Source organism: Planktothrix serta PCC 8927 (genome assembly GCF_900010725.2).
Lineage (GTDB): Bacteria > Cyanobacteriota > Cyanobacteriia > Cyanobacteriales > Microcoleaceae > Planktothrix > Planktothrix serta.
The window spans coordinates 58,502-79,435 of record NZ_LR734888.1; the positions used below are offsets into that span (position 1 = coordinate 58,502).

Annotated in this window: 22 protein-coding genes and 1 pseudogene; 12 read left to right on the forward strand and 11 right to left on the reverse strand. The window is 38.3% G+C overall.

Translation table 11 applies throughout. The annotated features are described in order from the left end of the window. Positions 1 to 134: 134 nt before the first annotated feature. Together PL8927_RS26670 and PL8927_RS26675 are read left to right on the forward strand one after the other, a co-directional pair. Positions 135 to 1,985 carry a PAS domain-containing sensor histidine kinase gene (locus tag PL8927_RS26670; RefSeq protein ID WP_083626937.1) on the forward strand — a complete coding sequence of 617 codons (1,851 nt, stop codon included), beginning with the start codon at positions 135 to 137 and terminating at the stop codon, positions 1,983 to 1,985. Then, a complete protein-coding gene (locus tag PL8927_RS26675; protein ID WP_083626938.1) occupies positions 1,963 to 3,063 on the forward strand; it encodes a hybrid sensor histidine kinase/response regulator in 1,101 nt (366 codons plus the stop codon). Before PL8927_RS26670 ends, PL8927_RS26675 begins: the two co-directional genes overlap by 23 nt. Here PL8927_RS26675 and PL8927_RS26680 read toward each other — a convergent pair. Then, entirely contained in the window at positions 3,038 to 3,352 is a 315-nt protein-coding gene (locus tag PL8927_RS26680) for a hypothetical protein (RefSeq protein WP_083626939.1), read from the reverse strand. The genes PL8927_RS26675 and PL8927_RS26680 overlap by 26 nt on opposite strands. A gap of 216 nt (positions 3,353 to 3,568) precedes the next feature. Between PL8927_RS26680 and PL8927_RS26685 the strand changes: the two genes are divergently transcribed. The 6 genes from PL8927_RS26685 (at position 3,569) to PL8927_RS28920 (ending at position 6,878) form a co-directional block, all read left to right on the forward strand. Next, entirely contained in the window at positions 3,569 to 3,772 is a 204-nt protein-coding gene (locus PL8927_RS26685) for a hypothetical protein (protein WP_156093348.1), read from the forward strand. Continuing rightward, entirely contained in the window at positions 3,773 to 4,819 is a 1,047-nt protein-coding gene (locus tag PL8927_RS26690; RefSeq protein WP_083626940.1) for an SIS domain-containing protein, read from the forward strand. It abuts the gene before it with no gap. A gap of 217 nt (positions 4,820 to 5,036) precedes the next feature. Further along, positions 5,037 to 5,963 carry a DUF1517 domain-containing protein gene (locus PL8927_RS26695; protein WP_083626941.1) on the forward strand — a complete coding sequence of 309 codons (927 nt, stop codon included), beginning with the start codon at positions 5,037 to 5,039 and terminating at the stop codon, positions 5,961 to 5,963. A gap of 59 nt (positions 5,964 to 6,022) precedes the next feature. After that, the gene (locus tag PL8927_RS26700; protein WP_083626942.1) at positions 6,023 to 6,283 is read left to right on the forward strand and encodes a hypothetical protein; all 261 of its coding nucleotides are present in this window, start codon (positions 6,023 to 6,025) and stop codon (positions 6,281 to 6,283) included. Further along, entirely contained in the window at positions 6,280 to 6,702 is a 423-nt protein-coding gene (locus PL8927_RS26705) for a type II toxin-antitoxin system VapC family toxin (protein WP_083626943.1), read from the forward strand. Before PL8927_RS26700 ends, PL8927_RS26705 begins: the two co-directional genes overlap by 4 nt. A 53-nt stretch (positions 6,703 to 6,755) precedes the next feature. Next, positions 6,756 to 6,878 carry a hypothetical protein gene (locus PL8927_RS28920; protein WP_269322039.1) on the forward strand — a complete coding sequence of 41 codons (123 nt, stop codon included), beginning with the start codon at positions 6,756 to 6,758 and terminating at the stop codon, positions 6,876 to 6,878. Between the two features lie 64 nt (positions 6,879 to 6,942). On the opposite strand, the pseudogene PL8927_RS26710 reads toward PL8927_RS28920, so the two are convergent. The 3 genes and pseudogenes from PL8927_RS26710 to sfsA form a co-directional block, all read right to left on the reverse strand. Continuing rightward, positions 6,943 to 7,131: pseudogene (locus tag PL8927_RS26710) on the reverse strand (DNA/RNA nuclease SfsA); the annotation flags it as partial. Between the two features lie 45 nt (positions 7,132 to 7,176). Further along, positions 7,177 to 7,509 carry a hypothetical protein gene (locus tag PL8927_RS26715; RefSeq protein WP_083626945.1) on the reverse strand — a complete coding sequence of 111 codons (333 nt, stop codon included), beginning with the start codon at positions 7,507 to 7,509 and terminating at the stop codon, positions 7,177 to 7,179. Positions 7,510 to 7,699: 190 nt separating this feature from the next. Next, entirely contained in the window at positions 7,700 to 8,482 is a 783-nt protein-coding gene (gene sfsA / locus PL8927_RS26720; RefSeq protein ID WP_083626946.1) for a DNA/RNA nuclease SfsA, read from the reverse strand. A 72-nt stretch (positions 8,483 to 8,554) separates the two neighbouring features. On the opposite strand from sfsA, the gene murJ reads away from it, so the two are divergent. After that, positions 8,555 to 10,168, forward strand: coding sequence for a murein biosynthesis integral membrane protein MurJ (gene murJ, locus PL8927_RS26725; protein WP_083626947.1), 1,614 nt, complete (start codon positions 8,555 to 8,557; stop codon positions 10,166 to 10,168). Between the two features lie 117 nt (positions 10,169 to 10,285). Here murJ and PL8927_RS26730 read toward each other — a convergent pair whose 3' ends face one another. The 7 genes from PL8927_RS26730 to PL8927_RS26770 all read right to left on the reverse strand — a co-directional run bounded on the left by PL8927_RS26730 (position 10,286) and on the right by PL8927_RS26770 (position 18,736). Continuing rightward, entirely contained in the window at positions 10,286 to 10,894 is a 609-nt protein-coding gene (locus PL8927_RS26730) for a DedA family protein (protein WP_083626948.1), read from the reverse strand. A 115-nt stretch (positions 10,895 to 11,009) separates the two neighbouring features. Beyond that, positions 11,010 to 12,287, reverse strand: a complete 1,278-nt coding sequence (gene ahcY / locus PL8927_RS26735) for an adenosylhomocysteinase (protein WP_083626949.1) — start codon at positions 12,285 to 12,287, stop codon at positions 11,010 to 11,012. A 380-nt stretch (positions 12,288 to 12,667) separates the two neighbouring features. After that, on the reverse strand, positions 12,668 to 13,627 hold the full coding sequence (locus PL8927_RS26740; RefSeq protein WP_083626950.1) for a DNA cytosine methyltransferase: 960 nt from the start codon (positions 13,625 to 13,627) through the stop codon (positions 12,668 to 12,670). Positions 13,628 to 13,639: 12 nt separating this feature from the next. After that, entirely contained in the window at positions 13,640 to 14,245 is a 606-nt protein-coding gene (locus tag PL8927_RS26745; protein WP_083626951.1) for an SRPBCC family protein, read from the reverse strand. Positions 14,246 to 14,365: 120 nt separating this feature from the next. Then, the gene (locus tag PL8927_RS28200; RefSeq protein ID WP_083626952.1) at positions 14,366 to 17,467 is read right to left on the reverse strand and encodes a CHAT domain-containing protein; all 3,102 of its coding nucleotides are present in this window, start codon (positions 17,465 to 17,467) and stop codon (positions 14,366 to 14,368) included. Positions 17,468 to 17,504: 37 nt separating this feature from the next. Further along, positions 17,505 to 17,711, reverse strand: a complete 207-nt coding sequence (locus PL8927_RS26765) for a DUF433 domain-containing protein (RefSeq protein ID WP_083626953.1) — start codon at positions 17,709 to 17,711, stop codon at positions 17,505 to 17,507. Between the two features lie 179 nt (positions 17,712 to 17,890). Continuing rightward, the gene (locus PL8927_RS26770; RefSeq protein ID WP_083626954.1) at positions 17,891 to 18,736 is read right to left on the reverse strand and encodes a DUF4384 domain-containing protein; all 846 of its coding nucleotides are present in this window, start codon (positions 18,734 to 18,736) and stop codon (positions 17,891 to 17,893) included. A gap of 372 nt (positions 18,737 to 19,108) precedes the next feature. On the opposite strand from PL8927_RS26770, the gene PL8927_RS26775 reads away from it, so the two are divergent. The 3 genes from PL8927_RS26775 to PL8927_RS26785 all read left to right on the forward strand — a co-directional run bounded on the left by PL8927_RS26775 (position 19,109) and on the right by PL8927_RS26785 (position 20,919). Next, positions 19,109 to 19,669, forward strand: coding sequence for a GNAT family N-acetyltransferase (locus tag PL8927_RS26775; protein WP_083626955.1), 561 nt, complete (start codon positions 19,109 to 19,111; stop codon positions 19,667 to 19,669). Positions 19,670 to 19,737: 68 nt separating this feature from the next. Then, positions 19,738 to 19,989 (forward strand): hypothetical protein, encoded by a 252-nt coding sequence (locus tag PL8927_RS26780; RefSeq protein WP_083626956.1) that lies wholly within the window; start codon positions 19,738 to 19,740, stop codon positions 19,987 to 19,989. A gap of 123 nt (positions 19,990 to 20,112) precedes the next feature. Beyond that, entirely contained in the window at positions 20,113 to 20,919 is an 807-nt protein-coding gene (locus tag PL8927_RS26785; protein ID WP_331281865.1) for an RNA-guided endonuclease TnpB family protein, read from the forward strand. The last annotated feature ends 15 nt before the right edge of the window (positions 20,920 to 20,934 follow it).

Here is a 20,934-nt window from a genome sequence, read left to right on the forward strand (position 1 = left end):
GAAAGAGGTTCTGTGTTTTACAGAGCCTCTTTTTTTGGATATGATTTTGACTGAACTCGTTTATACTAAATGGACGATAGTTACTCTTAACTTCTGTAATTTTTCCCCAGATCCCCCTACTCCCTGATTTATCCATGTTGGAAACGCTTAGGAATAAATTCACACAGCTACGGATTATTCAAGGTCTTTTTAACTATTTAAAATCTGTTAATGTCGTTCCTGAATATGACAATACTCTTAAGCATTTGTCCTATGAACGATGGCGACATAATTTTTTATTGGTGCGGTTACATCTGGCATTTTCCATCGGAATCTGTATTTATTCTAGTGCAATTTTTATTAATTTATTACGATTTATTCTCTGGGATGAACCTTTTTTAGATCAAAATTTATACTTACAAATATTTGCTTCTTTAGGATTATTAATTTGTTTAAAGTTGTTAAAAACATCCTGGGGAAATCAACATTTAGGCGTATTATTTTTAGGCTTAGGAGTTTCTCTACAACTCAGTAAACAAATTATTCAAACGGCGCATGGAAATGTCAAGCCTGATTTATTTGCATGGGTGTTAACCTTTGTCAGTCAAGCCACATTAATTCCTGTGCAATTAATCTGGCATTTAATCTCACAATTTATTATCTTAGGCTATTATTTTGGAATCAATAAATTATTCGGTCATAAAATTATTCCTCCTAACTCTGATTCTTTGATGTTATTGTTATTCTTATTCTGGACTTGTTTAATTTGTAACCTTTCGGTTTACCTTTATGAAAATTTACAACGGACTTGGTTTAACTCCAGAAAAAAACTAGAACAAGCTTATGAACAACTAACCGTAACCGAAGCAAAATATCGCAGCATTTTTGAGAATTCCCTAGAGGGTTTATTTCAGTCCACTCCTGATGGACGTTTTATTAGCGCGAATTCAGCGCTCGCTGGAATCTATGGTTATTTATCCCCAGAAGATTTAATTCAGAATCTTTCCCATATCCCCGATCAAATTTATGTTAATCCTAAACGTCGGCAAGAATTTGTTTGTTTAATTAATCAACAAGGAACAGTATTAGGGTTTGAATCTCAGGTTTATCGCGCCGATGGGAGTATTATTTGGATTTCTGAAAATGCTAGAGCAATTCGAGATTCAAAAGGGAAAATTATCGCTTATGAAGGAGATGTAAAAGATATTACCCAACGAAAATATTCTGAAGAAGAAATTCAGAAAGCGTTACATAAAGAAAAAGAATTAAATCAACTCAAATCTCGTTTTGTATCGATGATCTCCCATGAATTTCGTACTCCTTTAACCACTATTTTAGCATCGGCAGAAGCTTTAGAACATTATAGTTATAAATGGGATGAAGATAAAAAACTAACCTATTTGCGACGCATTCAAACAACCGTTCATCATCTGACAGAACTTTTAAATGATGTGCTGCTGATCGGTCAAGGAGAAGCCCAAAAAATCCCATTTCATCCCAGTTTAATGAATTTAGAAACTTTTTGTTCTAGCCTAATTCAAGAGATGCAGATTGGTTTAGAAGATACAAAACAGCTACATTTTGTTCCTCCTGAACCCCAAAGCATGGATTCCTTGACCTCACCCACTCAAGTTTATTTAGATGAAAGATTGTTACGACACATTTTATATAACTTAATTGGTAATGCGATTAAATATTCTTCTCCCGTAGGAAACATAGAATTAAAATTAGATTATAATCAAAGTCAAGCCATTTTAACCCTAAAAGATGAAGGAATTGGTATTCCCAAAGAAGATCAATCCCATTTATTTGAACCCTTTCATCGAGCTAAAAATGTTGGGGTGATTCCCGGTACAGGATTAGGGTTAACCATCGTCAAAAAATCCGTCGAACTTCAGGGGGGTATGATTCAAGTCCAGAGTAAAATTGGCTTAGGGACAACAGTAACTGTCATTTTTCCCTTATCAGGAGAGAGAATAACCGATGAACAAAATATTAGTGATTGAAGATGATCTCAATGTTCGATCAATTATTTTAGATATTCTTGAAGCTGAAGACTTTTTAGGAATTGGTGCAGAGAATGGAGAAATAGGGGTACAACTGGCTAAAGAAATTTTACCCGATTTAATTATTTGTGATGTGATGATGCCGGAATTAGATGGACATCAAGTATTAGAAGAACTTAGAAATTATAAAGCAACTACAACAATTCCCTTTATTTTTTTAACAGCTAAATCAACAACAACTGATTTACGGTATGGCATGAATTTAGGGGCTGATGATTACCTGACTAAACCCTTTACTCACCAAGATTTATTAGAAGCAATTAATAGTCGAATTCAAAAACATAAAGCAATTGAACAAAAAGCACAAGAACAACTCGATGAGTTATGTCATAAAATTACCCTATCTCTCCCCCATGAATTAAGAACCCCTCTGAATGGAATCATCGGGACAACACAATTGTTAATTTCTGATTTTGAGGAAATGCCGCCTGATGAAATTCAAGAGATGTTAGAAAATATTAGTATATCTGCTGCTCGTTTATACCGACTGACCTGTAACTTTCTCCTCTATGCTGATTTAGAATTATTAGAACGAGATCCCCAACGAGTCCAATATTTCCCGAAAGGAGTCATTTCAAATCCTGAACTTGTCATTCAAAGTGTGATTGAAAATAAAATCAAAGAAAGTAATGAAAAGCCTCCTGATTTTTGCCTGGAAATAGAAAAACTAACCCTGAATATTCCTGAAGAAATTTTTAAAAAAATTACAGAAGAATTAATTGATAATGCGATTAAATTTTCGGCTATTAATACCTCAATTTGTGTAAAAGGATATCAAATTTTTAATCGTTATTATCTTGAATTTATTAACTCAGGACGAGGAATGACAGCAGAACAAATTGCTCAAATAGGAGCATATCAGCAATTTGAACGGGGTATTTATGAACAACAAGGATCGGGATTAGGATTAATTTTAGTCAAACGTTTAGTCCAGTTTTATCAAGGAAATATAGAAATTGAAAGTACCCTAGGAAAAACAACAATTGTGCGAGTCATTTTATCGACCATTTCCAGTTAATTTGATTAGTTTGATCTTGAAATAATTCAACTAAACCAACTGTACCTACAAAAAATGTATAAATTCCATACTGAAGCGGATGTTGATTTTTTGAACGGGCATAATAACTGGCAATTAAGGCTTCAGCGCCATGAATTATAATCGCTAAACGTTCAATAATCACAACCCAGTTCAACCAATGGAGGTGGGCGGTATTAAAAAATCCGGTTAGAAAATTCCACAATTCTAAACCTAATGCACTGGTCAACAAAATAGTCGATATCACTTTGATCAATAGAGAAACTGCCATGGCTTTTTGATGTCGTCAACAAGGGTTTATCATGATTTTAAGATTACCAACTATACTGATCCCATTCCTGAAAGCTAAAACACTAACTTAAAATTTCACCGAGTTGTTGAGCTTCTTGGGGGTTGGTAACGGAGGTTACGTTCAGTGATGAGGTCATAAGGGATTGTTGAACGTTGATAGCCATAGAAATACCACAGTCGCTAGTTTATAGCAACTGTGGCTAGATCAGTTATCAGTTATCAGTTATTTTTAATTGTAGCAGCGATCGCAAAATTTTTCTATACCCTGGTATTAAGATTCTTGAGAGTCATTGGCTCAAGTCATGCTGGGACTGCTTTGAGGTCTATAACTGGGCTGTTACCCATTTGGGACTTTTATTATAAAATGAAAGCTGCACCCGATCATCCTCATGTTGAATAAATGGCAATTTCTTCCCATCTTGAACAAGAAATTTATCAACAACCCCAGGTTTTACAAACTCTGTTAACCTCTGAACGTCCAATTATTCAACAGTTAGTCACAGAATTGCAAAAACGTCGGATTTTTCAAGTGCTGATTGCCGCTAGGGGAAGTAGCGATAATGCGGCTCGATATGCTCAATATTTATTGGGTTCTGTGAATGGTTTTTTAGTTAGTTTAGCAACACCGAGTTTATATAGTATTTATCAAAAACCTCCTCAACTCCAGAATACTTTAGTGTTAGGAATTAGCCAAAGTGGTCAGAGTCCTGATTTAGTCGCTGTATTAGCAGAAGCTCGTCGTCAAAAGGTTTTAACGGCTGCAATTACTAATTTTTCTGATTCTCCCTTAGCACAACAAGCCGATTATGTGATTAACTTAAATGCAGGAGTAGAAAAATCTATTGCAGCAACAAAAACCTATACCAGTGAATTATTAGCGATCGCTCTTTTAAGTGCCGAATTAGCTCAAAATACATCCTTATTAACAACCGTTTATACCCTTCCTAATTTAGTTGAACAAACATTAACCTTAAATCCAGAAATAAATCGTTTAGTTCAACGATATTGCTATATGAAACATTGCGTTGTTCTGGGTCGAGGCTATAACTATGCAACGGCTTTTGAACTCGCATTAAAACTCAAAGAATTAACCTATACCCTCGTTGAACCCTATAGCAGTGCCGACTTTTGGCATGGGCCCTTAGCTATTGTTGAACCTGGATTTCCGGTGTTTGTAATTGCGCCATCGGGAAAGGTTTTACCTGAATTACAACAATTAATGCAAACCTTAAAGGAAAAAGGAGCAGAATTAATTATCATTAGCGATGATCAAAAAACCTTAGAATTAGCTCAAACTCCGTTAATTTTAACGCCTAATATTCCTGAATGGATTTCTCCTATTCTTGCTATTATTCCCGGTCAATTATTTGCCTTGAATTTAGCCCTGACCCGCAATTATAATGTTGATCACCCTCGCGGACTGCAAAAAGTAACGGAAACCCGCTAGGAACACCAGGAGAAAATTCCCACCCTTTGAGGGTAAATCCCGTACCTGAATCTGGATGAAGCAAAATTAAAAAAACGTTACATTATAGATAAAAGAACTGAAAAACTCCCACAATTAAAACAGTCAGGAAATCCGTCAACCGGAATCAGCAGAGCGTCTGTTTCCTTCTGTGAAAGGGATTTTCCAGTTTCCAGTTCTAAGAAATGAGATGTGATTTATGTTCAAAAAACTTTTAAAACCTTTAGCGATTTTCAGTTTGGTTGCTGTTTTATTTTTTAGTCAAGTCGATGGGGCGTTAGCGGCTCGAAGCGGGGGACGCATGGGGGGCGGTTCGTTTAGATCACCCAGTCGAACCTATAATCCCAGTCCAGGCCGTGCTGGGGGAGGATATTATGGTGGCGGTGGTTTTGGCTTTCCCTTCCTAATTCCCTTCTTTGGGTTTGGCGGGGGCGGGTTATTTTCCCTGTTGATTTTTATGGCAATTGCGGGGTTCATCTTCAAAAGTTTTCGGTCAACGATGGGACAAGATGAACTGGGATACACCAGCAACCCAACGGTATCTGTCGCCCGTCTACAAGTGGGTTTACTGGCTCAAGCCCGGAATTTACAAGGGGATTTAGACCGCATGGCCCGAACCGCCGATACGGGTTCTGCTGCTGGTCGCGCCCAAGTCTTACAGGAAGCCACCTTAGCATTGTTACGCCATCCCGAATATTGGGCCTATGGTGATTCCCAGTCAGAACAAACTGCAATGAATTCTGCGGAGGCTAAATTCAATCAATGGGCCTTAGCAGAACGGAGTAAATTTACCGAAGAAACTCTGTCTAATGTTAACAATCAGTTAATCGGTGGGGTTGCTCCTAGTTTAACTGGAGATAACGCAAATTTAGTCAGTCAAACGGGAGATTTAACCCCAACAGACAACGAATATATTGTGGTGACATTAGTAGTCGGAACATTAGGAAAAATTCAACTCCCAACGGTGAATAGTCCTGAAACCTTACGTCAAGCCTTAAGTCGTTTGGGTTCCGTTGGTAGCGAACAATTATTAGCAGTAGAAATTCTCTGGACACCTCAAGCCAGTGGGGATACTCTCAGTACCGATGATATGTTGGCGTACTATCCCAATTTAACCTTAGTTTAATCCGTAGGGTGGGCTATGCCCACCTTTTTTATTCTGATTAAAATCCTAGGAGTTTAGCCATGACTGCCCTGATCAATTCTGAACAAACGATTGTAGAATTAGTAAAAACATTAAATCCACAGCAGCAACAGCAAGTGATTGATTTTATTGAATTCTTGCACTTTCAAGCTCAAAAACCAGAAAAAATTGTTGAACAGCCAGAGGAGAAAGAAGCGATTTCTGCTTATGAAGTTGCTAAACAATGGCTCGGCTCAGTTGAAAGTGGGATCGGAGATTTATCCTATAATAAAAAGTATCTTCAAGGAGTCTCAAAAGCATGAAGAAAACCCTGATTTTAGATACCAGTCCTTTAGTTGCTTCCCTTGATAAAAGTGATCGTTTTCATACTTGGGCGATTGAAATTTGGAAAACAACAGTACCCCCTTTCCTAACCTGTGAAGCTGTTATTTCTGAAGCGTGTTTTTTGTTAAGAAAAGTATCGGGGGGTCAAGATACCGTGATGGCTCTTTTAGATTCAGGAGTAATTACTATTAATTTTAATTTGAGCTATGAAATCTCAGAAATTAGACAGTTAATGAAACAATATAACAATGTACCGATGTCTTTAGCAGATGCTTGTTTAGTTAGAATGAACGAGTTAATACCCGGAAGTTCGGTATTAAGCTTAGATAGTGATTTTCGGATTTATCGTAAAAATAAAAATGAAATTATTGACTTAATTATTCCCGATCAATTATAATATCAAGCTATTGATATTTTTTCTATTTTCAGCATAAATTTGCTCATTAATTCATGGAAAATACAACATTTATTATTGATAGTAGAATCCTCGACTGGTTAGCCGTTTTCGGATATTTGAGTTTTTTATTATTTGTGATTTGGGGAGTTTTAAACGGTAAAAAGAAATCGGAATAATATCATTTCTAATTTTTACCTAAAAATGATAATTTCAGATCAGAGCCCGCTTTTTTAACAGGTGCTAAAGCACAACAACAGAAGCTAACCCTAAATATTTAATGCCTTCCGGGTTAACTTCAAACCGACAGGGTAACACTTCAACACCTTCTGAAATTGCTATTCTTAAGAGTTGACCATAAACCGGGTCAGCAATATCTCCGGGGGCAAATTCGGTACAATCGCCTCGATTAATAAAATATAACATTACCGCTTAAAAAACAGAGAAAATTTATAAAAAAGATTAGCTTAACTCCATTTAAAATGTTAAGTCAATCCGCAAGCAATTAACTTCATTAATCAACCCCATCATCCTGGGTCTCCAATCATAGCGAGTGCCTGGATTCAGGTGCATGATCATCATATCTCGCTTTAACATTTCTTCTTCTCCTTCGTCTCCCTGATCAAACATCATAACTCTCGCAAAATAAGGAACATCCCCCTCAATCATGTGAGTCCAAACATCGTAAGGTGCTACCGTCCAATCTACTCGCCAAACCTGTTTTAGAAGTCCTAGAAAAACTTTTTCTTCACGAGGGCGATTTTGGGAAATGAGTCCATCCAAGGCGGCTACCAATCTACTTGTGTCCATATTTAGTCCTCGAACCCTACTTTTTTGTTCTTATAGAAGGCTTATTCTTTCCTTGAGAGTGATTATAATTGCTTTTTCCAAAGTCTAGCCTTAAATTTTATGAATGAATATCAAGAATGTTTGCTTTTGTTTCATTTTATTAAAACCTGAGATTGATCTACATAAAATACTCAATAAAAAGCAAAATCAATCATTGCTTTTTTGTTTCTATGCTAGAAAGTCCCTCAGTCCCATCAAATGATAATTCTGCTAATCCTAAATATTTAATCCCTTCCGGGTTAACTTCAAACCGACAAGGTAACACTTCAACACCTTCTGAAATTGCTATTCTTAAGAGTTGACCATAAACCGGGTCAGCAATATCTCCAGGAGCAAATTCGGTACAATCTCCCCGATTAATAAAGTATAACATCACCGCGCGATCGCCTTGTCTAACAATTTCAATTAATTCCTTTAAATGTTTTTGTCCTCTTTCTGTCACCGTATCAGGAAATAAAGCAATTTCCCCCTTACACCAAGTCGTATTTTTTACTTCTACATAAATCGCTTTATCTTCCCCTTTCAACACAAAATCAACACGGCTTTTTAAATTCATTCCATAGGGAACTTCTTTCTTGATTTCACTATAATTTCCTAATTCGGGAAATAATTTTTCTATTAAGGCTAAATGAATCACTTTATTGGGTAAAGCGGTATTAATTCCGACCCAAGTTAACTGATTATTAAGGGGGTCAACCTCCGACGTTAAGTGAATTAACTCCCAAGTGTAGGGATATTTGCGAGTTTTCCCGGAGTTATGAGACACCCTCACCGGGTTTCCTGGGATGCAAACCCCAGTCATGGGCCCAGTATTCGGACAATGGGCGGTGATCACCTCCCCAGAGCTTAACTCAATATCCGCTAAAAATCGTTTATAGCGTTTCAACAAAACCCCAGACTCAAGGGACGGATAGCGATACAAATAAGAATCCATGATGAACTTGTTTGAATATTGGTCAATTCCCGATTAAACTAGGGTTTGCATTTTAACCCCTGTGGATGTTTCGTGTCAGAAGAACCAAAACGCTCTCGTTCGTTAGTCGGAATTGCCACCATTGTTGCAGTTGCTACCCTCATTAGTAAAGTCTTTGGCTTAGTTCGTCAACAAGTCATGGCGGCGGCTTTTGGTGTGGGGCCAGCCATTGATGCTTATAATTATGCTTATGTTATCCCCGGATTTTTATTAATATTATTAGGGGGAATTAACGGCCCCTTTCATAGTGCCATTGTCAGTGCGTTAGCCAACCGAGACCGCAAAGATGCGGAAGCTTTAGTTGAAACGGTTTCTACATTAGTCGGAATATTTTTATTAATTATAACAGTAGGATTAGTCATTTTTGCCACCCCATTAATTGATTTAATGGCTCCGGGTTTAATGCTAACACCGGAAGGAATAGCAACTCGAAATATTGCCATTGAACAGTTAAAAATCATGGCTCCGATGGCATTATTTGCCGGATTAATTGGCATTGGATTTGGCACAATGAATGCGGCGGATATGTATTGGTTGCCCTCCATTAGTCCGTTATTTTCCAGTGCGGCTTTAATCTTAGGATTAGGGGTGTTAATTGGAATTTTAGGGGATGCCGTTGATAGCCCAAAATATATGGTTTTAGGGGGGAAAGTTTTAGCTTGGTCAACTTTAGGAGGAGCGGTTTTACAATGGATTATTCAAGTTCCGGCGATGTGGAAATCGGGGTTAGGAACGTTACGTCTACGATTTAATTTTAAAATTGCGGGATTAGAAGATGTGATGAAGGTGATGTTACCTGCTACCTTATCATCAGGAATGTTACAAATAAATGTCTATACCGATTTATTTTTTGCCTCTTATATTCCCCAAGCTGCATCGGCGATGGGCTATTCTGGGTTATTAGTTCAAACACCCTTGGGAATCATTTCTAATATGATTTTGGTTCCATTTTTACCACTTTTTTCCCGTTTAAGAGATCCAGATAAATGGCCAGAATTAAAAGATAGGATTCGTCAGGCGTTAATTTTAACCGCAATTACGATGTTACCGTTAAGTACATTAATGGTAGCCTTAGCGTTACCAACGGTAAGAATTGTTTATGAACGGTATACCTTTAATTTAGAAGCTTCTGAATTTGTCGCCTCAGTTTTAGTTGCCTATTCAGTGGGGATGTTCTTTTATTTGGGACGAGATGTATTAGTCCGAGTATTCTATGGGTTAGGAGATGGACAAACACCCTTTAGAGTCAGTATTTTTAATATTTTCTTAAATGGGGTATTAGATTTTATTTTCGTTAAATATTGGGGCGCACCGGGTTTAGTCTTAGCAACGGTTGGGGTTAATATTGTCTCAATGGTGATGTTTTTATGGCTATTACATATTAGATTAAATGGTTTACCTTGGCGAGAGTGGAGTTTACCCTTTTTAGGATTAACAATTATTAGTTTAATTTCTGGGGCGGTCAGTTGGGGAACATTACAAGGGTTAAGATTATTAATCAGCAGTAATGACTTTGTGGTATTATTAATGGAATTAGTGCTTCCCGGTATTGTCGGACTATTGGTTTTTGCGATATTAATTTTATTTCTAAGATTACCTGAAGTTGATTTATTAGTCTCCCGACTCCGCCAAAAATTTCAAAGATAATCGTAGGGGCGGGGTTTTCCCGCCCATATTAATCAACGCTTAATAACACAATTTTAGAAACAATGGTTATGGGCGGGGTTTTGTTTGGGCGGGAAGACCCCGCCCCTACGGGATATACTATTCTGCACTTTTTCTCATATTTTTGCGAATCACCCAAAGTCCAAACAAAATGATTAAACTTAATAATACAATCTTAGAAACCGGGCCTAAATATTCATCAACTAACTCATAATGGTCGCCTAACAAATAGCCTGCACCTGTTAAGAAACTTACCCAAAGGGCTGTGCCAATGGTAGAATAAATCAGAAAAGGAATTAATGGCATATTGTTAAGACCCGCAGGTAAGGAAATGATAGTTCTAACCCCAGGAACTAAACGACATAAAAAAACGGCTCTGCCGCCATATCGAGTAAACCAATTATTCGCTTTATCAATATCTGCACCCGAAACCGTAATCCATTTTCCGTATTTATCCGCTAACTGTCTTAAGCGTTCTTCTCCAAAGAATTTACCCGCATAATACCAAGGAAATGCCCCTAATATTGTTCCGATAATTCCCGCTAAAATAGCAGGTATCAGTTCCATTTTTCCCTGGGAAACCGTATAACCCGCTAAGGGCATAATTAACTCAGAAGGAATGGGGGGAAACAAATTTTCTAAAAACATTAATAAGCCAATTCCCAGATAACCCAGGGAAACCATTGTATTCGTAATCCATTCAGTCATAATCTTTTTTTAAAAAAAGTTGTTAAAAGAAAAAACCGGGTTTCTAAACGATTTTATCTCGTAAATCGAGGGCTAGAAACCCAGTATATCGGGTGAAATTCACCCTAAAATCAATTTATGTTCCTGATGTCCAAGAGTTGATATACTCAATTTGTTCTGAGGTGAGACTATCAATTTTAATCCCCATTGCCACCAGTTTCAAACGAGCAATTTCTTTGTCAACATCCGTCGGAATAGAATGAATTCCGGGCTCCAAATTGCCTTGATTTTTAACTAAAAATTCACAAGCCAACGCTTGGTTAGCGAAACTCATATCCATCACCGCACTCGGATGTCCTTCCGCCGCCGCCAAGTTAATTAAACGACCTTCTCCCAACACAACAACAGATTTACCGTTTTTGAGTTTATATTCTTGGGTAAAGTTGCGAACTTCTTTAATTTCTGTCGCTTTAGATGCCAAAGTTTTCAGGTCAATTTCAATATCAAAGTGACCGGAATTACACACCATTGCGCCATCTTTCATCACATCAAAATGTTCGCCGCGAATAACGTGCTTATTCCCTGTCACCGTAACAAATATATCCCCAATAGATGCGGCTTCTTCCATCGGCATCACCCGAAAACCATCCATCACCGCTTCAATAGCGCGAACAGAATCAATTTCCGTCACAATCACATTAGCGCCTAAACCTCGCGCCCGCAGTGCGGTACCTTTTCCGCACCAACCATAACCCGCAACGACAATATTTTTACCCGCTAATAAAACATTTGTAGCGCGAATAATTCCATCTAAAGTGGATTGACCTGTACCATAACGGTTATCAAAAAAATGCTTGGTATCAGCATCATTAACGTTCATGGCGGGGAAGGTTAAAACCCCATCTCTCAACATCGCTCTTAAACGCACAATTCCCGTTGTGGTTTCTTCCGTTGTGCCAATAATATCTTTAATTTGCCCTTGACGTTCTTGAATTAAAGTTGCCACCACATCACTACCATCATCAATAATAATATTAGGATGATGATCTAAAGCCAATTGAACATGGCGAGTATAGGTTTCGGCGTCTTCCCCTTTAATCGCATAAACCGGAATTCCGTAGTCAACAACTAAACTCGCTGCAACATCATCCTGGGTAGACAGAGGGTTACTGGCAATTAACACCGCATCAGCCCCACCCAATTTCAGAGCGATGGCTAAATGGGCCGTTTCCGTTGTAACGTGGCAACAGGCGGCTAACCGCAAACCTGCAAAGGGTTTTTCTTTGGCGAAGCGTTCTTGAATCAAGCGCAGCACAGGCATTTCACGTCCTGCCCATTCAATGCGTTGTTTTCCTTTCGGCGCGAGGGAGGGGTCTTTAATTTCGTAGTTTGTACGGGCAGTTGTTGCAGTCATGTAGTTGTTTCCTAGACAGAAAAGTCGTTTCCAGTTTCAAGAGGATGCTAAACTTCAGCACCCTGTTGCTGACGTCCTAATGCAACTTAGGGTTCCTCGTCAGAATTAGCGCAATTGTTGCAATTATTCAAATAAAGCCTAGCGCGAAACTTGTCATTCGGCCAGAGCTTCGTAGGGGCGAGGTGTGTTCATTAGTGTCAACTTAACCCACGTTAGCCCGGAAATAAATTTCGGGCTAAGAAGCTCAAGTCATCTAAAGATGACTCAAGACAAGTCTTTCTTAACCCGTTTTAACGGGTTTAAGCTTTTAGCCTGAAATTTATTTCAAGGCTTTTGGCGCGATTGTTGACACTCCTTGGGCGCGCGTCGCCCCTACACAGTCACCCGTTAGAGTTCAAAGAAACCCGGTTTCTATCGGTCGTGAAATTTTTGATAGCATTCAATAAACAATTCAACATAAAAACAACACAAGGAACTGGAACACTATTACCAATTAACCGACGCGCTGTCGAATAGGACGCAACCAGTTTAAACTCGTCGGGAAATCCTTGTAAACGTAGCATTTCTCGTTCCGTTAACCGTCGTTCTCCATTCACCAATAAATAATTATAGGATGCTCCAGCCCTTAATGCACAGGAATAAGGATAAGCACTAATATGACCTGCTTTATTTTCATGCCAAATTGTCGGCTCAATATGGGTTTTTCCCTGATATTTAACTAAACGACTATTACGGATTTTTTCAGACGCATAATAAAACTCTGAAACTTGCGGTTCTAAAATTTCCGTTAAGGGTTTCATCGGTATTTTTTGAATATCCCACCGAAACGGCAAAAGTTGACGATAACCGACAATAAAAATCCGTTCTCGTTTTTGAGGTAATCCTAAATGCAAGGCATTTAAAACTTTATATTCAACAGTATAACCTAATTTTTCTAAAACTTCAATAATGGATTTTAAGGTTTTTCCTTGGTTATGTCCAACTAATTGTTTAACGTTTTCTAAGATAAAATAATCAGGTTGTTTACAAGCCAAAATTCGAGCAATGTCAAAAAATAACGTTCCTCTGGTGTCTTCAAAGCCTTTCAGTTGTCCACAAATACTAAAGGGTTGACAAGGAAAACCCGCCAATAAAATATCATGCTCAGGAATATCCTCAGCGCCAATTTGGGTAATGTCTCCGGCGGGTTGTTCCCCAAAATTCATTTGATAGATGTTTTGAGCATCAGCATCAATATCCGAGGAAAAAACACATTTTGGATTAATATTTTTAGCGATTAATACTTGATTAATCGCAATTCTAAATCCCCCAATTCCACAAAATAAATCAATATATCTCATTGACTCAAAAAACTAATTGCGACTTTCAGCTTCTTTTTTAATCGCTCCTAGAGTTTGTTTCAAGCTATTTTCATAGATATTATAGAATAAAGTTAGACTGGGAGTTGAACCGGGGTCAACAGTCACTTGATGCTCAATTAAAACTTGTTTAGCAGAAATCGGTTCAATTTTCCAAGTTCCTTGTAATGCTTTTAAGTCCCCATCAACCCGTTTAAAAGCAATTTGTTGAGGATAGGTTTCTGTACTCGCAATCACAACTCTAGTTTGTTGTTTAAAAACAAGCGCTTGAACTTGATAAATTTGTTCAAATGTTTTCTGATTTCCTTCCGTTTTCAAGACTTTACTACTAATAACATTCGGCAAAAACCGATAAAAATTGTTATAATCAGTTAAGACTTTCCAAGTCGTATCCGCAGAACTATTAACAATAATTTTAGCTACATATTGACCCTCTTTTCCGGTTACTGTTGCTGCTTGAGGTTGACTAGCGATTAAAGTAGGATTAAGGATTTCACCAATAGCTAGAGGGCTATTAATCAAGGTTAAACCTAAACCTAAGACAGAAACGAATGTTGTCAAAACTGGATTAGGTTTTTGTGGAGTAAAATTAAAAGGCATTAAGATTTAAACTCGGTTATTGAGGACAGACGCAAAATTTTACGTTTCCACAGGTTTTGTTTATTATAACATAAAAAACCGCCCTAAAACCATGATCTTTAAAATATAATTTATATTCGGCTATAATATCCCTGGAGGAAATGGAGTTGTGCTTCCTTGACAAACCCAAGCCGCCCAAAAATAGGGATGAGCTAAGGGTTGAAAATTAGGAGAATTTTTAATATCATCTAATCTTAATGATCGGTGTTCAACTAATTCTGCTAGGATTTCTTCACCGAGGGAAAATTGTTGTAATTCTTGAATATTAACACAACGAATATACTCTTGAGCCATAATTAAAGCATCATACCGACCATAACCGGATTTTAATAAATCTAAGAATTGATTCATTAATAAAATACTGGCTTTGGTCGGAACAGACCATAAACTCATCACTAATGTTTTACAACCTGCAACGGCAAACGCTCGACGTAATCCCAATACTCCCTCTCCAATTTTAACATCTCCTAACCCACTTTCACAAGCAATTAATATTGTTAATTCATTTGCCCATAAATCTAATACGGCGACATCTTGGGCGAATAAAAATCCTTTCCCGGCTTCGGGGGGTAAATTGCCTCCTAATTTCCAAGTATTCGCGCCTGCTAAGGCTAACCCGGAACGCATGAGGGAGTTATCAATAGTAGGAGTAGAAAAGCGATCGCTATTTCTGAAACCCTGAATTTGATTACCCATAACCCCACTTAATAAAGGTGGAATAGGTGAAGTTTTGGTTTCGGAATTTTGGATAATTTTTTGAACAATAGGAATAAAATTCTGTAACCTAGTTGCTGTATTTTTATCTCCTTGTTTATTCACACTATCAATAACCGTTTCTAGGCAATTAATCAAGGTTTGATTTAACAAATCGGAGTGATTTTGTAAAATTTCCTGTTCCTCTCCCTGGGGACACTGTAACAGCGATTCAATTAACTTAAAATAGGGATTATCCCCAGAGTTAAAATAACCGTGAGTGGCAATTAACAAAATATTAGGACAATTCACCCGACCGAACAAAGGTTCTAAAGCTTGTTGTTGCAAATAGGGTTTAACGCCTAATTTTTCCGCTATAGTTTCCGCTAATATTCCCGTTTCTGGAAGCGGATCAAAATATTCCCCACCCAAGCGTTTAATCACATCATTCGTAGTAAGCCCTTCAGGGCTTTCATCCCCATTCGTAGTAAGCCCTTCAGGGCTTTTCTGAGGGCTGAAGCCCTCACTACGAGATAAATTAAAATTAGTAGTAAGCCCTTCAGGGCTTTTCTGAGGGCTTTTCTGAGGGCTTTTCTGAGGGCTGAAGCCCTCACTACGGGATAAGTTAAAGTCAGGATCAGCCATAATAAAAGGAGGAGATGCAGGGCGTTCTGTTTCAATAGTTCCCCGGAGAATATCTCGCCCCGTGCTCAAATAACTAATTTGATAACGATCAATTAATAGCCGTCCCTCCTCTGGTAAAATCCCAAAGGGAACGAGACATAATTCATAATCTGGGGCAATAATTAAATGGGAATATTCGGCTAAATTCACTTGTTTTAAAATCGGATTATAAATCGCCTCTCGTAATTTCATCCCCGCTTCTTGATAAGATTTCTGTTGAGGAGGTTTTGCTTTTTGGCGTAGTCCTAAATCTTTTAATCTCAGTTCAGATATCGTTTCTCGAAATACCTTAATTAACCGTTCAATAGGTTCCGCATCTCCTAATAAAATCATCTGCACTGCATCGGGTTGTTGAGCAGGTAAAACAAACGCCAAATATTGAGCAGGTTGCCATTGATCTGCTTTAAAATCATAGACATTAAACCGCACAAACTCCACTAATGCAGAACCTTCGGGTAATGCCAACGCTACCGCCCGTCTGTCGGTTTCTTGGTCTTGGAGTTGAATTTCTGGCACTTGGGAAGCGAGTTGTTTTTCGATTTGTTCACATTCCTGTTGTAATTCTGTGACTAATTTTTGATGTTCACGGCGGCGGAGGCGATACTGTTCTTGGGGTTCTTGGGGTTGGATAAAAGGCGGATCAAACATCAGATGGGTTAACTGTTCTCGCAAGGATCGTAACCGTTGAAATTCGGGTTGCAGGTGGGAATAGCGTTCACTATAAATGGCAAAATTAAACGCAGCTAAGGCAGTGGCGGTGATACATTTACGTTGAAGAACAACATCTAAGACGATTTTTGCAACTTCGGGAGAGTCGGAGAAATAAGTTGAAATTAAGGAAAGGAATAGATCAAAATTATTCCTAATATTGTCGATATAAATGAGGCGATCGCGTTCTGAACTATAGGCAAAATTAGCACGCAAAAGGCGATCATCCATTACTATCGCTTGCTGCATTAATTCTAAAGCTTCCGTTGGGCGATCGCTTTTAATCAATAAGAGTGCTAAATTATTCATGCTTGATACAACGCCAGAGTGATCCTCTTGAAACAGTCGTTGGAATATGGCTAAGGCTTGCTGGTATAAAGGTTCGGCTTGACTTAGCTTGCCTTGAGAGTTGTAGAGTCCTGCTAAGTTATTCAGGCTTAATGCAATGTCAGGGTGGTCGCCTGGAAACAGTCGTTGCCACATGGCTAAGGCTTGCTGGTATAAAGGTTCGGCTTGACTCAGCTTGCCTTGGGATTGGTAGAGTTCTGCTAAATTATTCAGGCTTGTGGCAATATGAGGGTGGTCGCCTTCAAACAGCCGTTGCTGCATGGCTAAGACTTGCTGGTATAAAGGTTCGGCTTGACTCAGCTTGCCTTGGAAATAGTAGAGATATCCTAAATTATTCAGGCTTAATGCAATATCAGGGTGATCGCCTTCAAACAGTCGTTGCCACATGGCTAAGGCTTGCTGGGATAAAGATTCGGCTTGACTCAACTTGCCTTGGGACTTGTAGAGTAATGCTAAATTATTCAGGCTTAATGCAATATCAGGGTGATCACCTTCAAATAGTCGTTGCCTCATGGCTAAGGCTTGCTGGTATAAAGGTTCGGCTTGACTTAGCTTGCCTTGGGAGTCGTAGAGTCCTGCTAAATTATTCAGGCTTGTGGCAATATTGGGGTGATCGCCTTGATAGATAGATTGTGCTAATTCTAAAGCTTGTTTTACAAGTATGACCGCTTGATTAAACTGACCCTGTTGATAAAGTTGAAAAGCTTGTGCGTTGAGTTGGTTCCATAATTCTTCGCTGTTGTGTTCCATCTTGCACCTAAATATTATTAAAGGTTAGGAAAGGCGATTAATGCTCTAAATTAGAAATAGAATAAGCTAACACTGCATCAATATCTGCTAATTCTAAATAAGGATAAGCTTTCAATATATCTTCTGGTGTCCGTCCTGAAGCCATCAACCCGATAAGGGTTCCAACGGTTACTCGTAAACCTCGAATACAAGGTTTTCCGCCCATAACTTCAGGATTAATTGTAATTCTTGTTAACGGTTTCATTGTTATTTCCTGTTAATCGTTATTATTGTATTCTATTAGAGATCCCCCCTAGCCCCCCTTAAAAAGGGGGGAACAGGAAACCCAGTCTTCCTTGTTAAGCATAAACTGGAATTAAGATTTAAGTGGTTAAGAGGGAAAATAGAATCAAAGTCCCCCTTTTTAAGGGGGATTTAGGGGGATCAAATCCCCTTTAGAAGATCAACAACCTGATATTCTGTATAAAACACCTGGGAGGTTGAACATTTCTCTAAATAACTTAACAATTCAAAGAGATGTTCATGATCCAGTTCTAACGCTTCCTGTTGACTTTTTGCTAACCAATTTAAAGACGGTTTATCGGGAGTAATAACCGCTAAAATTTGTTCTTGTCCCTCCTCCGTTGCGGTAAAAGCCGGATAAGGAGACGGGGGATATTGAGGTAAAGTAATCTCTCCTCCTTTCACCTGAAATTCTGGAGCATATTCCGAGGGACACACACAACACATTCCCCCAGAAGGTTCCCGTTCTAATAATATCAAATGTCCGGGTTGATCTAAATTAACTTTAAACAAAATATCACTATTCAGGGGAACTTCATCGAGAAAGGGTTTTTGATGTCGCAGTCCCAAATTTCCCACAGACCCCGCTAAAACTGGCCCGACTTTATTCCTAGCGGTTGTTTTTGTTTTTAATTGCTTCCAAAGGGTTTGTTTTAACCATTGAGGATAAACGGTTTTTTCTAACCACTGTTTAGCAATTGGACATTTATCTTTATGCGCCCCATTAAAATCACAACCTTTTTCTACCATTTTTTTCCAAATGGTTTTGCTGAGACAGTCCTTTAAAACGTTTTGATGATCAACATCAGAGTTATCCTTTTTTAAATTAGCTTCTAAAACATCAGCCAGATCATTATTTTCTAAATCTTGATTACTGCTGATAAATCGTTCAACAAATACTAATTTATTTCTATCGTTAAAATTCCATTCCTCGGCTATTTCTTCAAGGAATTGTTTTTCATTATCTTGATATTGGGTAGAAAGCATAAATTCCCTCCATATCCTGATTTTACAATATAGAAACCGGGTTTTTAGCAAAGACTCTGATTTTTCATCTAAACCCTGGGGAAAAAACCCGGTTTCTGACAACCCCGATCTATAGAAACCGGGTTTTTAGCAAAGACTCTGATTTTTCATCTAAACCCTTGGGGAAAAACCCGGTTTCTGAACTCTCAATATAGAGCATATTTTAAAATTTATCAATAGGTTTAATTGATAATTCTATTTGATTCTAGTTCGTTCTATTTGATTCTAGTTAATTCTATTAATTCTAGCTTTCTACTTAACTCTATTTCCTTCGATTTACAGGTCAGTTTAAACCGAATAAATTAGGGATATAGACCACTTGAGGACAAAACAATGCTTCTGAGAAAAGCCCCTGAAAAACTAAACATAGATTCCTTTAAGCTGTTAACGTGCTGTGATCAAACTTGGTGGAATCCTGCCTCTAAACTGTTGGAAAATCCCAAAATCATGAGATGGGTTTTAGCAGGCGCACTGTCTCCCGAACAGGCACAAAACGAGTTGCAGCAGTGGCAGAAACAGTGGCAAAAATATGGCTATGGTAACTATTTTGTTACCGATAAACAAGAAAAAACTTTGTTAGGTTTTGTCAAAATTTATAATAGCGATCGCTCTCCTTTCCCCCAACTGGGTTATGCCGTTGATAATCCCTATCAAGGTCGTGGCTTAGGGACAAAATTTGCTGAAACTGCCCTTTATATTGCCTTTGAAATCTTAAACCAAACCCAATTATCAGCTTATGCACGAGTCCAAAACCACCCCTCACGGCGAATCTTAGAAAAAGTTGGTTTTCGCTGCGACAACGATAATTTGTTGTTTGAAAATCGGGACTATTGCCAATATAGCTTGACTCAAGAACGCTATTTTCAAATGTTAGAAATTCGTCAAGCGTCTTAACTCACCCCTTGGGGGATATTTCAACCTATCCCCCGTTTTTAATGCTTAATTTAGAGGAGAAAAAAATTATGTCTTGCAATTTTAACAATAATTATCCCTGTGGCGTTTCCCCCTGTTCTCAAAATAGAACTTGCCCCTATTCCTATCCTTGCCCTCAACGAGATTATCGCTATAATCAAGATTGGGGTAATCTATTCTGGTTAGTTCTAAGTTTAGTGTTCATGGTTTGGACAGTTAATGCAATTGTAGAAGTGCGTTATTCGGGATCAAAATCTGATTCTGAGTTACAACTTGAGTATGTTGATAGCAATCATCCTTAGAAATTCTCAATAGGTTGTAATATTTTATCGTAGGGGTTTGGAGACCCAACCCAGGCGCAAAGAGGGTTGGGAGACCCAACCCCTACAGGTTTTGATCACAAATCCTACACGGATTGCTATATGATGTTNATTACGGGGAAAATTAAAACAGTAACAATCTCCAAGACTTCGACTGATAAATACTTTGCTTCCATCTTATGTGAGGTAGAAGGAACTGATATTAAACAGTCGGGAGACAATATTGTTGGGATTGATTTGGGGTTAAAAGATTTTGCAATTACTCATGATGGAGAAAATGCAACTAAATACGCCAACCCTAAACATTTATATCGTCATCAGAAAAATTTAGCCCAAAAACAGAAAAAGCTCTCCCGAAAAACTAAAGGTAGTTTTTCGAGAGAGAAGTTTAGAAAAACTGTAGCTAAGGTTCATGAGAAGATAACTAATTCCCGCCAAGATTTCTTGCATAAATTATCAAGAAAATTGGTAAACGAAAGCCAAGTGATTGTCGTTGAAAACCTCAACGTCAAGGGAATGGTTAAAAACCGGAAGCTATCCAAAGCAATATCTGATGTAGGTTGGGGAAAATTCGTCAACTTTATTGATTACAAGTTGAAGCAAAAAAATGGTGAACTTGTAGAAATTGATCGCTTTTTCCCTAGTTCCAAAACCTGCTCCTGTTGTGGTCATGTCTTAGATGAGTTATCTCTGGATATCAGGGAATGGGACTGTCCTAATTGCCATGCTCACCATGACCGTGACGAAAACGCTGCACTCAACATCAGGAATGAAGGGATCAGGATATTGACTGAAGGCGGAGGGAACCCCGTCTTTGCCGATGGAGGCTGTGTAAGTCCACCTGCTAGTAAAAGTAAGGGGCATCGGTCTGTGAATTCGGAAGCCTACACCGACCCGATTAGGGCGGTGTAGGTAGTTCACCTCTCT

Coding starts and splice junctions, on each gene's coding strand:
- PL8927_RS28920 (WP_269322039.1), top strand. CDS start 6,756: ATGGAAAATACAACATTTATTATTGATAGTAGAATCCTCGACTGGTTA.
- PL8927_RS28200 (WP_083626952.1), bottom strand. CDS start 17,467: ATGGAACACAACAGCGAAGAATTATGGAACCAACTCAACGCACAAGCT.
- PL8927_RS26715 (WP_083626945.1), bottom strand. CDS start 7,509: ATGGACACAAGTAGATTGGTAGCCGCCTTGGATGGACTCATTTCCCAA.
- PL8927_RS26670 (WP_083626937.1), top strand. CDS start 135: ATGTTGGAAACGCTTAGGAATAAATTCACACAGCTACGGATTATTCAA.
- PL8927_RS26765 (WP_083626953.1), bottom strand. CDS start 17,711: ATGAAACCGTTAACAAGAATTACAATTAATCCTGAAGTTATGGGCGGA.
- PL8927_RS26745 (WP_083626951.1), bottom strand. CDS start 14,245: ATGCCTTTTAATTTTACTCCACAAAAACCTAATCCAGTTTTGACAACA.
- PL8927_RS26730 (WP_083626948.1), bottom strand. CDS start 10,894: ATGACTGAATGGATTACGAATACAATGGTTTCCCTGGGTTATCTGGGA.
- sfsA (WP_083626946.1), bottom strand. CDS start 8,482: ATGGATTCTTATTTGTATCGCTATCCGTCCCTTGAGTCTGGGGTTTTG.
- PL8927_RS26775 (WP_083626955.1), top strand. CDS start 19,109: ATGCTTCTGAGAAAAGCCCCTGAAAAACTAAACATAGATTCCTTTAAG.
- PL8927_RS26780 (WP_083626956.1), top strand. CDS start 19,738: ATGTCTTGCAATTTTAACAATAATTATCCCTGTGGCGTTTCCCCCTGT.
- PL8927_RS26770 (WP_083626954.1), bottom strand. CDS start 18,736: ATGCTTTCTACCCAATATCAAGATAATGAAAAACAATTCCTTGAAGAA.
- PL8927_RS26690 (WP_083626940.1), top strand. CDS start 3,773: ATGGCAATTTCTTCCCATCTTGAACAAGAAATTTATCAACAACCCCAG.
- ahcY (WP_083626949.1), bottom strand. CDS start 12,287: ATGACTGCAACAACTGCCCGTACAAACTACGAAATTAAAGACCCCTCC.
- PL8927_RS26705 (WP_083626943.1), top strand. CDS start 6,280: ATGAAGAAAACCCTGATTTTAGATACCAGTCCTTTAGTTGCTTCCCTT.
- PL8927_RS26675 (WP_083626938.1), top strand. CDS start 1,963: ATGAACAAAATATTAGTGATTGAAGATGATCTCAATGTTCGATCAATT.
- PL8927_RS26695 (WP_083626941.1), top strand. CDS start 5,037: ATGTTCAAAAAACTTTTAAAACCTTTAGCGATTTTCAGTTTGGTTGCT.
- PL8927_RS26700 (WP_083626942.1), top strand. CDS start 6,023: ATGACTGCCCTGATCAATTCTGAACAAACGATTGTAGAATTAGTAAAA.
- PL8927_RS26740 (WP_083626950.1), bottom strand. CDS start 13,627: ATGAGATATATTGATTTATTTTGTGGAATTGGGGGATTTAGAATTGCG.
- PL8927_RS26680 (WP_083626939.1), bottom strand. CDS start 3,352: ATGGCAGTTTCTCTATTGATCAAAGTGATATCGACTATTTTGTTGACC.